The 15362-nt window shown below is 69.0% G+C and carries 11 protein-coding genes; 7 read left to right on the top strand and 4 right to left on the bottom strand.

All coding sequences use genetic code 11. The features are described 5' to 3' along the window. Positions 1-5 precede the first annotated feature (5 nt). Genes E3O48_RS12590 through E3O48_RS12575 form a run of 4 tightly spaced genes read left to right on the top strand, consistent with a single transcriptional unit; the run spans position 6 to position 2401 of the window. A complete protein-coding gene (locus E3O48_RS12590) occupies positions 6-554 on the top strand; it encodes a DivIVA domain-containing protein (RefSeq protein ID WP_174774797.1) in 549 nt (182 codons plus the stop codon). A gap of 54 nt (positions 555-608) precedes the next feature. Continuing rightward, entirely contained in the window at positions 609-1280 is a 672-nt protein-coding gene (locus E3O48_RS12585) for a lytic transglycosylase domain-containing protein (protein WP_241974528.1), read from the top strand. 51 nt (positions 1281-1331) lie between these two features. Then, positions 1332-1628 (top strand): hypothetical protein, encoded by a 297-nt coding sequence (locus tag E3O48_RS12580; RefSeq protein WP_134507030.1) that lies wholly within the window; start codon positions 1332-1334, stop codon positions 1626-1628. Between the two features lie 32 nt (positions 1629-1660). After that, positions 1661-2401, top strand: coding sequence for an alpha/beta hydrolase (locus tag E3O48_RS12575; protein ID WP_241982521.1), 741 nt, complete (start codon positions 1661-1663; stop codon positions 2399-2401). Here E3O48_RS12575 and E3O48_RS12570 read toward each other — a convergent pair. Both E3O48_RS12570 and E3O48_RS12565 read right to left on the bottom strand, forming a co-directional pair. Beyond that, the gene (locus E3O48_RS12570; RefSeq protein ID WP_134539249.1) at positions 2398-3447 is read right to left on the bottom strand and encodes an AI-2E family transporter; all 1050 of its coding nucleotides are present in this window, start codon (positions 3445-3447) and stop codon (positions 2398-2400) included. The genes E3O48_RS12575 and E3O48_RS12570 overlap by 4 nt on opposite strands. Positions 3448-3470: 23 nt before the next feature. Next, positions 3471-5084, bottom strand: coding sequence for a DivIVA domain-containing protein (locus tag E3O48_RS12565; RefSeq protein ID WP_134539247.1), 1614 nt, complete (start codon positions 5082-5084; stop codon positions 3471-3473). 254 nt (positions 5085-5338) lie between these two features. Between E3O48_RS12565 and E3O48_RS12560 the strand changes: the two genes are divergently transcribed. Next, a complete protein-coding gene (locus E3O48_RS12560) occupies positions 5339-7135 on the top strand; it encodes a hypothetical protein (RefSeq protein WP_241982520.1) in 1797 nt (598 codons plus the stop codon). Continuing rightward, positions 7132-8106: a tetratricopeptide repeat protein gene (locus tag E3O48_RS12555; protein ID WP_134539243.1), complete on the top strand. Its 975-nt coding sequence runs from the start codon at positions 7132-7134 to the stop codon at positions 8104-8106. Before E3O48_RS12560 ends, E3O48_RS12555 begins: the two co-directional genes overlap by 4 nt. 96 nt (positions 8107-8202) lie before the next feature. Here E3O48_RS12555 and glgB read toward each other — a convergent pair whose 3' ends face one another. After that, positions 8203-10578: a 1,4-alpha-glucan branching protein GlgB gene (glgB, locus tag E3O48_RS12550; RefSeq protein ID WP_134539241.1), complete on the bottom strand. Its 2376-nt coding sequence runs from the start codon at positions 10576-10578 to the stop codon at positions 8203-8205. Continuing rightward, positions 10575-12560 carry a maltotransferase domain-containing protein gene (locus E3O48_RS12545; RefSeq protein ID WP_255453761.1) on the bottom strand — a complete coding sequence of 662 codons (1986 nt, stop codon included), beginning with the start codon at positions 12558-12560 and terminating at the stop codon, positions 10575-10577. The genes glgB and E3O48_RS12545 overlap by 4 nt, the downstream gene beginning before the upstream one ends. Before the next feature lie 213 nt (positions 12561-12773). Here E3O48_RS12545 and glgP point away from each other — a divergent pair, with 213 nt between their 5' ends. Further along, complete coding sequence (gene glgP, locus E3O48_RS12540) at positions 12774-15359, top strand: alpha-glucan family phosphorylase (protein ID WP_134539239.1); 2586 nt, start codon at positions 12774-12776, stop codon at positions 15357-15359. Positions 15360-15362: the final 3 nt, after the last annotated feature.

Below are 15362 nucleotides of genomic sequence, written 5' to 3'. Positions count from 1 at the left end.
AAGCAGTGACCACCACCTTCCCCCGCACGCCCAAGAAGACGCTCGGCTACAGCGCAGCCCAGGTCGATGAGTTCCTCGAGGCTGCCCGGCGGGCGTATGACGGTTCAGACGACAGCGCGACGCTCACTGCCGAGACGATCCGGCACACCGCATTCGCCATGAAGAGGGGCGGCTACTCGCCCGTGCACGTCGACGCGGCCCTGGAACGGCTCGAAGACGCCTTCGCCTCCCGCGACCGTGACCTCGCCTCCCGCACCGGCGGCCAGCAGGCCTGGCTCGAGGACGCCCGCGCGAAAGCGCAGGTGCTCGTCAACCGGCTCAGCCGACTCTCCGGCCACCGCTTCTCCCGCACCAGCTTCCTCAGCGTCGGCTACAGCCGAGCGGATGTCGACCGATTCGCGAACAAGCTCGTGAAGTACTTCGAGGCGGGATTCCCGATCACGGTCGACGATGTGCGCGGGGTCGTCTTCAAGCCGGAACGGGGCGGCTACCGCGAGGCCCAGGTCGACGCAGTCCTCGACGCCGTCGTCGACGTGATGTTGGCGGTGCGCTGAATGCGGCTCCGTTATCTGGCTGTTATCCCGAATCTGGGCTAGGCTCGACGAATCGTGGGTAGACATCTGAACATCATCGCGTCCGAGCCGGCCGGCAGGCCCGTCAGACCCCGGATGCGACGACCTCGGTCCCGCGGGCAGGCCTCCCTGTTCACCTTCGCGTTCACCGCTGCGGCCGCGTTCGTGCTCGTCAGCGTCGTCGACCCGTACTCCGGCGCCACGGCATCCCCCTACTTCCAGATCGCCGGCGATCGCTTCGGCGGCCAGGCCGTGCAGGAGATCCAGGTCGCCGGGGCATACACGAACACCATCACCCGCGACAACTTCACCGTCACTGAGAAGCCGAAGCCCGTTCCGGTTCCGGTTGCCGCCAAGTCCGCCTCCAGCTCGAGCGGCCGCGCCCCGTCGGCAGCCGTGCCCGACCCGGGCTCCGCCCAGGCGATCGCCCATGACAAGGTCGTCGCCCGCGGCTGGGGCGAGGACCAGTTCAACTGCCTCGTCTCGCTCTGGAACAAGGAGTCCGGCTGGCGCGTCAACGCCGCCAACTCGTCCAGCGGTGCCTACGGTATCCCGCAGGCCCTGCCCGGTTCCAAGATGGCGTCTGCCGGCGCCGACTGGGAGACCAACGCCGGGACACAGATCGAATGGGGCCTCGGCTACGTGTCGGGCCGCTACGGCACGCCCTGCGGCGCCTGGGCGCACTCCGTCGACAACGGCTGGTACTGACCCGTAGCGACACCGTCTTCCGGCCCAGCGCCATCGACGTAGACTGGCCGAATGCCACGCAGCAACCGACCCAGGGGCCACCGACCCGGGCCGGAGGAGAACGGCGACGGCCTCGACCGGCTGCGGGCCGGTTGGCGTCGCACGGAGACCCGCAGAGACGGCCTGTGGACAGTGCAACCGGTCGCTGCGGCGCGGGCGGGGAAGAGTTACGTCTGCCCGGGATGCAACCTCGAGATCGAACCGGGCCGGGCCCACCTCGTCGCCTGGCGCGGTGACGGCCTGATGGGTGAGGCCGCCGACCTCGCCGCCCGCCGCCACTGGCACGCACACTGCTGGAAGATCAAATGACGCCGTCCGGTGCCGGCCGAGAAGGAGCATCCGTGAGTCCGAACGCCGTAGAAATCAGGGGCGGGATCGAACTGCCGGCCGTGCGCGAGCACATCGAACTGCACACCACGGACGGCCTCACCCTGGTCGGGGAACTCGCGACTCCGGCGGATCGCCCCCCGGTGGCGACCCTCGTCACCCTGCACCCTCTGCCGACGCACGGCGGATTCATGGATTCCCACATCCTGCGAAAGGCCGCCGGGCGACTGCCGGCCCTGGCCGGACTGGCCGTGCTGCGGTTCAACACCCGCGGGACCACGTCGCCCCGGGGCACCAGTGACGGGGTTTTCGGCCACGGCGACGCCGAACGCGCCGACGTGGCAGCGGCCATGGCCTTCGTCGCCGAACGGCACCTACCGAATCCGTGGCTCGTCGGCTGGTCGTTCGGCACCGAGCTCGCCGTCAAGTACGGCCTCGAGCATCCGATCCGCGGCGCCATCCTGCTCTCCCCGCCGCTGCACCGGGCGACGGATGCCGAACTGGCCGCCTGGGCAGGCAACGAACGCCAGCTCGTGGCCATCATTCCCGAACACGATGACTATCTGCGCCCCGACGAGGCGAGGAAACGGTTCGCCAGTGTGCCGGGCACCCGGTTCATCGCCGTCGACGGCGGAAAGCACCTGTGGGTGGGGGAGAGCCAGACCCGTCGGATCCTGGACGAGATCGTCGCCGTCGTGAATCCCTCGGCCGCACCGCTGCCGACAGTCTGGGCCGGCCAGGCGGTACCGGGTTAGAGCTCGTTCTGCCTGGGGATGACGACCTGCTTGATGATCATGATCACCGAGGCGGCGACGGGGATCGCGATCAGCGCGCCCAGGATGCCGAGCAGCTGTCCACCGGCCAGGGCGGCGACGACGACGACGGCGCCCGGAACGGACACCGCCCGGTTCATGATGTTGGGGCTGAGCAGGTAGGCCTCAACCTGCATGTAGACGAGGTAGTAGATCGCCGCGACGAGGGCGGTCAGCGGCGAGCTCCCGATCCCGGGCACGAGGCAGGTCAGCACGATGATGACCGAACCGCTGATCGTGCCGACCAGCGGAATGAGCGAGAGCAGGAACGCGATCAGTGCAAGCAACGCCGGGAACGGCGCCCCGATGATCGAGAGGAAGATGAAGCTCAGTATTCCGTTGCACAGCGCGAGCGCCGCCTGACCGATCACGAAGCGTCCGACGGCCGTCGTGATCTGTTCGGTCAGATCGGCGAACCGCTCGCGCTTCGTCGCCGGCACCAGCTGGTACATCGCCCGCTTGATGCTGTGCAGTGACGCGGTGAAGTAGAGCGACAGGATGAGGATGATCAGCCCGCCGAACAGGCCGCTCACCACGGCGAGCCCGGACTGGATCAACGTCGTTGTGATCGTGGTCAGGTTGCCGCCGAGATAGTCCGTGATCGAGGCGACGATTTCGTTGACCTTGAGGCCGGGGAACTGGCGCTGGATGTCCGCCAGGAAGGTGGACGTGTTCACCGACTTGACGAGGTCGGGGATGGCCTTGGAGAGCTTGGCAACCTGGTCGACGATGATCGGCACAATTGCGAAGACCACGCCCGTCAGCACACCGACAACAGCGACCAGCACGGTGAGGATTGCGGCCCAGCGCGGAAACTTCTTCTTCTCCAGCCAGGACACGGCCGGGTCGAGGCCCAGGGAGATGAAGAGAGCAGCACCGACGTAGGTGATGATCGTCTGCAGGGTGACGACGGAGCTGATGATCAGCAGTCCGAGGCCGACACCCAGGGTGCCGATCAGTCCGACTCGGAACGCGTTCTGGATCTTCACTCTGAGTTTCCCCCTGCTTCGGTCTAGTCGTCTGTGGCCGTGACCCTCTCCGCCTGGGTGAGGAGGCCGCGCAGGCTTTCGAAGTAGCCGGCAACCGCGTCGCGCTCAATCCTAATCTGCGAGAGGCGCTCTTCGGCGTCGGTGACGAGGGCGCGTGTGCGCGCCTCCGCCTCGGACACCAGGGCGGCAGCCCTGGCCTCGGCCTCACGCACGATCTGCTCCGCGCCGGCTTCGGCCGCCTTCTTCGCGATCCTGGCGTCGTTCCGGGCGCCGCTGTCGAGCTGGTCGTTCAGCGCGCGCAGCTCGGCCGTGCGCTTGTTCGTGTCGGCGAGCTGGCGGGCCGCCTCATCGAGGAACTTCTGGGTCTGCGCGACGGCCTCCTGGTGGCGGACCAGGTGCCCCTGCTCGGCCTCGTCACGGCGAGCCTTAAGCTCGATGTCGAGGTCGGCCCTGGTCTGGTCGATCTCGCGCCGCAGCCTGGCCGCTTCATGCTCCCCGCGCTTCCGTGCGGCGGTGAGCTGGTTGTCCAGGTCGATCCGCAGTTGTTCGCTGTCGGCCGTGAAGTCCGCGCGGGACTGCTCGTTGTCGCGCGCCTGGTCGGCGTGGGACTGCTCGAGTTCCGCGGCGAGATCGGCCCGGGCCTTCTCGATCTCCCGGGCGAGGGAGACTCGCTGGCGCTCGAGGTCCCGGGTGAGGTCGGTCTGGGCCTGTTCCCGCTCGATGACGAGGTCGGCCCGGGCCAGCTCGATCTCGCGTTCGAGGTCGATCTTCGCCTGCTCGATTTCGATTGCCAGTTCGGCGCGGGCCAGCTCGCTCTCGTGTGCCAGATCGATCCTGGCCTGCTCGGTCTCCCTGGCCAGGTCCAGGCGGTCCTGTTCGGTCTCCGCGGCGAGGTCGATCCTGGCCTGCTCGGTCTCCCTGGCCAGGTCGGCGCGCTGCTGGTCCAGTTCGTGCGCGACCTCGGCCCGGGTGAGTTCGGTTTCGCGGGTGAGGCCGGCCGCGATCTCGCGGGCCTCCGTGGCCTCCCGCTGGGCCACGACCCGCACCTCGGCAGCCTCGCGTTCGGCCTCTGAGCGGATGGCCGCCACCTCACGTTTGACCGTGGCGCGCAGCTCCGCGGCCTCGGTGGCGACCGCGCCGCGAATGGCGGCGGCCTCCTGGACGCCGTCCTGAGTGAGGGTGGTGTAGTCGTCGTGGGCGCGGGCAAGCAGGTCGTCGGCTTCCGCGGAGGTATCTTCGAGGATGCGCTCGGCCTTCACCGCGGCATCCGACAGGACGCGCTCGGCGTGGTCGGCCGCTTCGCGGCGGAGCGTGTCGACCTCGGCGGCAGCGGACGCGCGCAGACGCTCGGCGTCGATGTCGGCCTGGGCGATGACACGGGTGGACTGCTCCTCGGCCACCCGAAGTGTGTTCTCGAGCTTGGTGCCGAGCCCGGAAAAGGTGGGGCTGCCCACTTCCTCGATTTCGGCGTTCAGGTCGTCGATGTGCGCGGCCAGGCGCTTGATCTCCCGGGCGGCCTCGGTGGCCTGGCTGTTCGCCTGGATCAGGTCCCGGCGCAAACCCTGCAACGCCTTGTCGACCTCTTCCTTGTCATAACCACGGAAAACCTGGGTGAAATCAGCTTCGTCGGTCGGCACGCTATCTCCTCATAATGGGACTCTGACCCCGCATTCGGGTTCTCTCAGGGCAGGGCCGTGATAATTTTAGTCTGTCCGGGAGACCGGGGCGCGTCCCGAGTTCAGGGGGCTATTAGGCGCCTCTCAGCGGCACCCAGTATCGTGAGACGTCCTGTCTGCTGCAACCCGGGCTCGAATCCGGGCGGTGCGTGCGAGTGCGTGCGTCCGGCGGCCGGCGACACAGGAGGGTTTACGTGCGTTTTGTTCTTGCCATTGTGGCATTCGTCCTCGCGGCCGCGATGATCGTTCTCGGCATCGCCCAGCGGACGGTCTTTCTTGAACCGGCTTCCACGAGCGTCAGCACCACGGTCGCCGACGATGTCCGGTTCGCGGTCATCGAGCCCAGTGCCCTCACCGCCTTCCCCGGCAGCCAGACGCTCACCATCACCGGGTCAGACACCGTTTTCGCCGCCTACGGACGGTCGGGCGACGTCACGGCGTGGCTCGCCGACGAGCCCTACGACGACATCCGTCAGGTCAAGAACACCGCCAGGCTGAGCAGCAAGCTCACCGAGGCCCCGGCGGCGACCGGTGAGGCGTCGACGGATGCTCCCGCCGGTGCCCCCGTGGCACGGCAGAGCACCGACCCGGTCGGCTCCGACCTGTGGCTGCAGGAGTTCAGCGGCAAGGGCTCGCTGACCACCACCATAAATGTTCCGGACGGCATCGCGGTCATCGTCGCCTCGGACGGCACGAAGCCCGCGCCGACGAAGATCACCATCACCTGGCCCACCGACAACTCGACCCCGATGGCCGGTCCCCTGATCGCCGGAGGTGGAGCGCTCGCGGTCATCGGGCTGATCCTCTACCTGTGGGCGCTCATCCACCTGCGCCGCTCCCACGGTCCCCGCCGAAACCTGCCGCGCGGGCCGCGGATGCCCCGGCTGCCCCGGGTGCCCCGGCCCAAGTTGATCAAGGCGAGCGAGATCACCGGTCCGCGCCGTTCCATCACCCGCAAATTCATCGCCACCGTGCCGGTCCTCCTGGTGACCGGCCTCGTGCTGAGCGGTTGCTCCGCTGATTTCTGGCCCAGTTCCCCGGCTACTCCCGATGCGGCGGCCAGCGCGACCGCCGCCGCGACCGACGTGCCCAAGGCCGTCAAGGACGTGCCGCCGCCCGCGGTGACGGTGCCCCAGCTCGAACGCATCGTGCGACGGATCGCCGTTCTCACCACCGACGCGGACGCCAAGCTCAACGGCGACGCCCTCGCGGCCCGGTTCACCGGCCCGGCGCTGGAACAGCGCCTGGCCAACTACAGGATCCGGGCGGCCATCGCTGACTACCCGGCGTTGCCCGCGTTGCCGGCGTCCCCGCTGACACTGACGCTTCCCCAGCAATCCTCGACCTGGCCACGGGTCGTGATGACGGTCATCCAGAGCGCGGACGATGCCGCTGTCGCACCGACGGCCATCGTGCTGAGGCAGGAGACTCCCCGGTCGGCCTACCTGATCGAGTATGCGGTGCAGCTCGAGGCCGCGGCGAAGGTGCCGGATGTCGCCCCGGCGACCATCGGCGCGCCGATCATCGCCCCCGACTCGAAACTGCTGCTCCTGCCGCCGGGCGAGGTGGCGGCGGCCTATGCCGACATCCTGCTCCAGGGGGACAAGAGCCCGTCCTACGGCCTGTTCCAGGTGAAGGGCGACACCTTCCGCACCCAGGTGGGACTCGACAAGAAGAACGAGAAACGGGCCGCCCTTCCGACGACCGCGTCGATCGATTTCGCGGCCGCCGTCGGCGCTGGTTCACCGGTCGCCCTGGCGACGAACGACTCCGGGAGCATCGTCGCCGTCAGCATCACCGAGACCGAGACCGTGAAACCGGTCGACGCGGGCGCGACGGTCAGCCCGGAGGGCGCCAGCAAGGCGCTGTCGGGCGTGTCGGCGACCGCAAAGGGAATCCAGAGCACTTACGGCGACCAACTCCTGTTCCACGTGCCGGCCGCCGGTTCATCCGACAAAATCGTCCTCCTTGGCTTCGCCCAGGGTCTGATCTCATCCACGGAGCTTCCATGAGTCTTGTGCCACCGTCCGGCGTCAATATGCGCGGAGCCGTCGACCTCTCGTCCCTGGTGAACCGGCCACCGGCTTCCGTCCCGGGGTCACCTGCTGCGGCAGCCGGGGCAGCGCCGGCCGCCGTGCCGGTGCCGAGCCTCACCCTGGAGGGCACCGACGCGAACTTCGGCGAGGTGCTCGAACTGTCCATGACGGTGCCCGTGATCGTCGACCTGTGGGCCGAGTGGTGCGAGCCGTGCAAGCAGCTCACGCCCATCCTCGAAAAGCTCGTCGCCGAGTACGAGGGCCGGTTCGTGCTGGCCAAGGTCGACGTCGACTCCAACCCGCAGCTGACCCAGGCGTTCCAGGCCCAGTCGATCCCGACCGTCGCCGCGGTCATCGGCGGCCAACCGGTGCAGCTCTTCAACGGGGCGATCCCCGAAGGCCAGGTCCGTGAGGTCCTCCAGCGCGTGCTGCAGCTCGCGGCCGAGCACGGAGTCACCGGCACCGCCGTCGCACCGGAGCCCACGGGGGAGGCCGACGACGCGGCTGAGGCGCCGGCGCCGGTCGAACCCGAGTTGCCGCCCCTGCACCGTGAGGCGTACGAAGCCATCGAACGTGGCGACTACGCCGCCGCGACCGCGCTCTACAAGACCGCGATCGCGCAGGACCCGCGCGACCAGATGGCCATCGCCGGCCTCGCCCAGGTCGGCCTGCTGGCCCGGTTGCACGGCCGGACCATGGCCGAGATCCGCGCGGAGGCCGCTGCGGCGCCCGGGGATCTCGACGCCCAGCTGCTCGTCGCCGACCTGGACCTGTCCGGCGGCCATGTCGAGGACGCCTTCGACCGCCTGCTGGCTCTCTTCCCGACCCAGGACCCCGCCGGCAGGAACAGGATCCGCGAGCGCATCCTCGACCTGTTCGAGGTCATCGGCCAGGACGACCCGCGCGTTGCCCCGACCCGGTCCCGCCTGACGGCCCTGCTCTACTGACCCTCCCGCCTCCTTCCGCTCCGCGAGAGTGCAGAATCGGCCCCTTCCGAAGAACTGAAGGGGCCGATTCTGCGCTCTCACGCGGTGGGCGGCAGGTCAGCGACGCAGACGCAACCAGAGGCCGGCGAGCGGCGGCAGGGTGAGGGTCGCGGATGCCGGCCGGCCGGCCCAAGGCTCGGCGACCGCGTCCACGGCACCGAGGTTGCCCACGCCGGAGCCGCCGAAGATCTCCGCGTCCGTGTTGACGATCTCGTCCCACACCCCGGCGAACGGCAGGCCGACCCGGTAGCCGGTGTGCGGCTGCCCGGAGAAGTTGAACAGGCAGGCGACGGGATTGGCGTCGTTGTCCCAGCGCAGGAAGGAGATCACGTTCTGGGCGGCGGCTCCGCCGTCGAGCAGCTCGAAGCCGCCCGGGTCGTTGTCGCGCGCCCACAGGCTCGCAGTGTCCCGGTAGGTGCGGTTGAGGGCACCGACAAGGGTGAACAGCCCGCGGTGCGCGGGCTGGTCCAGCATCCACCAGTCGAGGCCGCGCGACTCGCTCCACTCCGACCGCTGTCCGAATTCCTGGCCCATGAAGAGCAGCTGTTTGCCCGGGTGGGCCCACATGAACGACAGGTAGGCGCGCACATTCGCGAGCTGCTGCCACGAGTCGCCCGGCATCTTCGCGACCAGGGAGCCCTTGCCGTGCACGACCTCGTCGTGGCTGATCGGCAACAGGAAGTTCTCGCTGAAGGCGTAGACGAAGGAGAAGGTCATCTCATTGTGGTGGTAGGCCCGGTACATCGGGTCGATCTGCATGTACTCCAGTGAGTCGTGCATCCAGCCCATGTTCCACTTGAAGCCGAAGCCGAGCCCGCCGCCGGAGGTCGGTGCGGTCACCCCGCCCCAGTTCGTGGACTCCTCGGCGATCATCACCGTTCCGGGGTTGCGCTTGTAGGCCGTGGCGGTGATCTCCTGGAGCAGGCTGATCGCCTCGAGGTTCTCGTTTCCGCCGTAGATGTTCGGCTCCCACTGGCCGTCCTCCCGGGAGTAGTCCAGGTAGAGCATGGAGGCGACGGCGTCGACGCGCAGGCCGTCGATGTGGAACTCCTCGAGCCAGTAGAGCGCGTTCGCGACGAGGAAGTTGCGCACCTGCTTCTGCCCGAAGTCGAACACGAAGGTGCCCCAGTCCATCTGCTCGCCGCGGCGCGGGTCGGGGTGTTCGTAGAGAGCCTGGCCGTCGAATCGGGCCAGGGCGAAGTCGTCCTTCGGGAAGTGCCCGGGAACCCAGTCCATGATCACGCCGATCCCGGCCTGGTGCAGCCGGTCGATCAGGTAGCGCAGGTCGTCGGGGTGACCGAACCGGCTGGTCGGCGCGTAGTAGCCGGTGACCTGATAGCCCCAGGACCCGCCGAAGGGGTGCTCGCACAGCGGCATGAACTCGACGTGCGTGTAGGCGAGTTCCTCGAGGTAGGAGATGAGTTCGTCCGCGAGGTCGCGGTAGCCGAGCCCGGGACGCCACGACCCGACGTGCATCTCGTAGATGCTCATCGGTCGGTCGTGCTGGTCGGTGGCGCTGCGCGCGCTGAGCCAGGCGGCATCCCCCCACTCGTACGACGTCTCGCCGATGACGGACGCCGTCTTCGGCGGCACCTCGGTGTACCGGGCCATCGGATCGGCCTTGCGGACCCAGTCACCGGACTGCGTGAGGAGCTCGAACTTGTAGTTGGAACCGGCGGGGAGGCCGGGCACGAACAGCTCCCAAACGCCCGTGCTGCCCATGTTGCGCATGGAGTGCAGCACACCGCTCCAGCCGTTGAAGTCACCGATCACGCGCACCGACCTGGCGTGCGGGGCCCAGACCGAGAACGAGGTTCCGGTGGTCTCGCCCATGGCTCCGGCGTGCGAGCGGTAGTGCGCGCCGAGCACGTCCCAGAGGCGTTCGTGGCGGCCCTCGCCGATCAGGTGCAGGTCGAGCTCGCCGAGGGTGGGTAGGAAGCGGTACGGGTCGTCGACGATCCAGGTCGGAGCGTCACTGTAGCGCGCCTCCAGCGTGTAATCCTGCAGGCCGAGGGTGCTGACTCCCTGCCAGATCCCGCGGCTCAGGTGCGCCAGCTCGACGTGCGCACCGGTCGACAGGATGGCGAAGACCTCGGTGGCCAGCGGGCGCAGGGCGCGGATGACCGTGAGCGGGTCGGTGACGGCGCCGTCGCCGGCTCCGGACGGCTGCAGCAGGTGCTGGCCGAGGACCTCATGCGGGTTGTAGTACCGGCCCTCGGCGACGGCCTCGAGCACCGATTCCGGGAGCGTCGGGAGCGACCCGGCCGGGGACGAGGAGGACGAGGTCGGCGTGGGCGTCGCTACGGCGGGGCTCGCGGCCGGGGCGGTCGCTCTGGGCGGGACGGTTGCCGTCGGCGGGACGATCGCCGCGGGCGGGACGGTTGCCGTCGGCGGGACCGTCACGGCGGCCGGGTCCTCGTGGGCGTGCTTCATGAGACTGGTCCCTTCACGTGCAGGATGTGCACCGGTTCGGTGAATGCGTCGAGGCGCACGAAGTTGTCGGCGGCCCAGGTCCAGGTGGCCCCGGTGATCAGGTCCTCCACCTCGAACGACCCGCCCTCCGGGATGCCGAACCGGGTGACGTCCAGGTGCACCACCGTCTGCCGCACCGAGTGCGGGTCGACGTTCGCGACGACGAGGAGGGCGTCCGGAGCCCCCGTGCCGGTAAACGGCGCGTCGAGGAACTTGCTGTAGACGAGGATCGCCTCGTCCTCGCTGGAGTGGATGTCCAGGTTGCGCAGCTGGCCGAGCGCCGGGTGTTCGGCCCGGATCCGGTTCAGCACCGTGAGATACGGCGCGAGCGAGGCGCCGTGCGCCTCCGCCGCGGCGAAGTCGCGCGGACGGTACTCGTACTTCTCGTTGTCGATGTTCTCTTCGGCGCCGGGGCGCGCCACGGACTCGTAGAGCTCGAATCCGCTGTACAGGCCCCAGGTCGGCGCGGCGGTGGCGGCGAGGGCCGCACGGATCTTGAACGCGGCCGGGCCGCCGAACTGCAGGTACTCGGAGAGGATGTCCGGAGTGTTCACGAACAGGTTCGGGCGCACGAAATCGGCCGTCTCATGGGCGAGACCGTCGAAGAACTCCTCGAGTTCCTCCTTCGTGTTGCGCCAGGTGAAGTACGTGTAGGACTGCTGGAAACCGACCTTGCCCAGTCCCTGCAGAAGCGCCGGACGGGTGAACGCCTCGGCCAGGAAGAACACGTCCGGCGCCTCGTCGGCGATCGTGGATATCAGCCATTCCCAGAAGTCCAGCGGTTTGGTGTGCGGGTTGTCGACCCGGAAGATCTTCACCCCGACGTTGATCCAGTGCCGCACGATCCGCAACACCTCGGCGCGGATGCCGGCCGGGTCGTTGTCGAAGTTGATCGGGTAGATGTCCTGGTATTTCTTCGGCGGGTTCTCCGCGTAGGCGATCGACCCGTCCGGGAGGGTGGTGAACCACTCCGGATGCTCGGTCACCCACGGGTGGTCGGGGGAGGCCTGGAGCGCGAGATCGATCGCGATCTCCACCCCGCGGTCCTTTGCTGCGTCCAGGAAGAAGGCGAAGTCGGCCAGGGTGCCCAGGTCGGGGTGGATGGCGTCATGGCCGCCCTCGGCCGAGCCGATCGCCCAGGGCGATCCCGGGTCGTCCGGGCCGGCGCCCAGCGTGTTGTTCGGCCCCTTACGGAAGGCGCGGCCGATCGGGTGGATCGGCGGCAGGTAGACGACGTCGAAACCCATGGCGGCCACGGCCGGCAGGCGCTTCGCCGCGGTGCGGAACGTGCCGCTCTGCCAGGAGCCGTCCTCGCGGCGCACCGCGCCTTCGGACCGGGGGAAGAACTCGTACCAGGAGCCGACCCCGGCGCGGAGGCGCTCGACCAGGATCGTGCGCGGCTCCGAGACCGACTCGAGGCCGGTGATCGGCCGCACGGCGACGGCGGCCAGCAACTTGGGATCGGACAAGACGGTGAAGCGCGCGTCGACGGATGCGGTGACGTCGCCGAGCGTCTTCGCCGCGGCGGTGAACAGGCGCCGTTCGGCCACGGGCCGGCCCTTGTCCGTGCCGGCGGCCGTGAGCAGTTCGGCACCGATCAGGAACATGAGTTCGACATCGATTCCCGCCGGGATCTTCACCGAAGCGTTGTGGTGCCAGGTGGCCCATTCGTCCGCATAGGCGCGGACACGGTACTCCCACCGCCCCTGGCTGCCCAGGAGGACCTCGGTTTCCCACCGGTCGGTCCCCGGCGCGCCGGGGCTCATCGGGTGACGGGTGAGCGTGCCGTCGGGGCTGGTCAGCAGCAGCATGGCGCCGATCAGGTCGTGGCCCTCCCGGAACGCCGTCGCGCCGAACGGCACGACCTCGCCGGTGAACGCCGTGACCGGCCAGAGATTGTCGGGCAGTTGCGGGGACAGGTCCAGGATCGGGATGCGCCCGATCCGGGTCGCCCGGGGAGTCGGCGTCGCTGGGGCCGCTGCCGCCTGCCGTGCCGCCGTGGTGGTCTTCGGGAGGGGCCGGGTCGTACCGGATGATTCAGGAGCCGCGCCTGCGCGTTTTACTGTCTTAGCCACCTACTGACCGTAGCGCGAAATGTCGGCCCGGTGCGGTGCGCATTAACGCAATGGACACATCCCGGCCCTAGGCTTGGGTCCGTGAAGGCGATCCGCAAATTTACCGTCCGTACCGTCCTGCCCGAGTCGCTTGCAGCGCTCGATGAGTTGGCGGGCAACCTGCGCTGGTCCTGGCATGAGCCGACCCGCCAGCTGTTCGAGCACATAGCCCCCGAGCTGTGGCGTGAGATCGGCGCCGACCCGGTGGCGCTGCTCGGGTCCGTCGACCCGGCCAGGCTCGAAGCGCTCTCCCGCGACCACGACTACGTGTCCTGGGTGAACTCCGTCCGCGCCGACCTCAGGGACTACCTCGAGCAGCCGCGCTGGTACCAGGGACTCGAGGGTGAGAAGCCCGAGTCGATCGCGTATTTCTCCCCGGAGTTCGGCATCGCGGCCGCGCTGCCCCAGTATTCGGGCGGGCTGGGCATCCTCGCCGGAGACCACCTGAAGAGCGCCTCCGACCTCGGCGTGCCGCTGGTCGGGGTCGGACTGTTCTACCGGGCCGGCTACTTCAGCCAGGCGATCTCGCCTGACGGGTGGCAGGTGGAAAGCTACCCGCTGCTCGACCCCGACGGGCTGCCGCTGTCGGTGTTGCGCCGGGCCGACGGCTCGGCCGTGCAGGTGTCCCTCGCCCTGCCGGACAACCGCACGCTGCACGCCCGGGTCTGGCAGGCCATGGTCGGCCGGATCCGCCTGCTCATGCTCGACACGGACATCCCGGAGAACGCTGACGACCTGCGCCTGGTCACGGACCGCCTCTACGGCGGCGGCGGTGAGCACCGCCTGCTGCAGGAACTGCTCCTCGGCATCGGCGGCGCGCGCGCCGTGAAGCTCTGGAGCAACCTCAACGGGCGCCCGGACCCCGAGGTATTCCACACCAACGAGGGCCACGCCGGTTTCCTCGGCCTGGAACGCATCTCCAGCCTGATCGGCGACGGACTCAGCTTCTCCGAGGCCCTGCAGGTCGCGCGTGCCGGGACCGTCTTCACCACCCACACGCCCGTCGCGGCCGGAATCGACCGGTTCGAGCGCAGCCTGGTGCGCCGCTACTTCGAGACCGACCTGCTTCCGGGGGTGGCGGTCGACGACCTCCTCGCACTCGGCGCCGAGAACTACCAGGACGGATCACCCGACGTCTTCAACATGGCGCTGATGGGCCTCCGCCTCGGGCAGCGCGCCAACGGCGTCTCCAAGCTGCACGGCGAGGTCAGCCGGCGGATGTTCAAGGGACTCTGGCCGGGCTTCGACGCGGAGGACGTGCCGATCGCCTCGATCACCAACGGGGTGCACGCGCCGACGTGGACCGACCCGGCGCTCCTCGCGCTCGCCCAGAACCGTCTCGGCACCAGCGACACCTCCGAGGCCGACTGGGCGTCCGACGCCGTCTCCGACGACGACCTCTGGCAGGTGAGGGGCCAGATGCGCCTCCAGTTCGTCGAGGACGCACGCCGGCGGATCGCGACGGCCTGGCTTGTGCAGAACCCGGGCGGCATCGTGCCGTCCTGGATCGGCAAGGTCTTCGACCCCAGCGTGCTCACCATCGGCTTCGCCCGCCGGGTTCCGACCTACAAGCGGCTCACCCTGATGCTGCACGACCCCGAACGCCTCCGAGCCCTCCTGCTGCACCCTGAGCACCCGATCCAGATCGTGATCGCCGGCAAGTCCCACCCCGCCGATGAAGAAGGCAAACGCCTGATCCAGAAGGTCGTGCAGTTCGCGGCCGATCCTGAACTGCGCACGAGGATCGCCTTCCTTCCGGACTACAACATCGGCATGGCCCAGTTGATGTACCCGGGCACCGACGTCTGGCTCAACAACCCGCTCCGGCCGCTCGAGGCCTGCGGCACGTCCGGGATGAAGGCGGCCTTGAACGGTGCGCTCAACCTGTCGATCCTCGACGGCTGGTGGCCTGAGTACTACGACGGGAAGAACGGCTGGGCGATCCCGTCGGCGGATGCCGCCGGGGACTCCGCCGAGCGAGACCGGATCGAGGCCGACGCGCTCTACGAGCTGATCGAGCACCACGTCGCCCCCCGGTTCTACGATCGCAACGCGGACGGCGTGCCCGAACGGTGGGTGTCATCGATCCGGCACACCCTCGCCGGGCTGTCCCCGGAACTGAACGCCGGCCGGATGGTGCGGGAATACGTGCAGAAGCTCTACCGCCCGGCCGGCCAGGCCGAGGCCCGGCTCTCCGCCAACAACTACCGGGCTGCCCGCGAGCTGGCCGTCTGGAAGGGCCGGATCGTCGCGGCCTGGCCTGGCGTGGCCGTGGCCCACGTCGAATCGGGTGGCGTCGCTACCGTGCCGCAGGTCGGCGACGAGCTGCACCTCCGCGCGCACGTGCACCTGAACGGCCTGGAGCCGGGAGACGTGACCGTTGAGGTCGTCTACGGGAAGAGCCTGGGCAACGACGAGCTCAGCGACGTCAGCACGCTGGCCCTTACGGCTGCGACCGATCCGGACCAGGAATCCACCGGCAGCCCGGCCCCCGGCAACGCGACCCTGTTCACCGGCACGGTCCAGCTCGACCGCGGCGGCGCGTTCGGCTACACCGTTCGCGTCGTGCCCCGCAACGACCTGCTGATCAGCCCGGCGGAGATGGGGCTCATCGCCGTCGCCGGCTGAGCC

The sequence above is a fragment of the Cryobacterium sp. HLT2-28 genome (assembly GCF_004402495.1).
In the GTDB taxonomy this organism is placed as follows: Bacteria; Actinomycetota; Actinomycetes; order Actinomycetales; family Microbacteriaceae; genus Cryobacterium; species Cryobacterium mannosilyticum.
Note: the sequence above shows the minus strand (reverse complement) of the source record. Positions and strands in the feature narration are given on the sequence as shown.

Coding starts and splice junctions, on each gene's coding strand:
- E3O48_RS12555 (WP_134539243.1), top strand. CDS start 7,132: ATGAGTCTTGTGCCACCGTCCGGCGTCAATATGCGCGGAGCCGTCGAC.
- glgB (WP_134539241.1), bottom strand. CDS start 10,578: ATGAAGCACGCCCACGAGGACCCGGCCGCCGTGACGGTCCCGCCGACG.
- E3O48_RS12580 (WP_134507030.1), top strand. CDS start 1,332: ATGCCACGCAGCAACCGACCCAGGGGCCACCGACCCGGGCCGGAGGAG.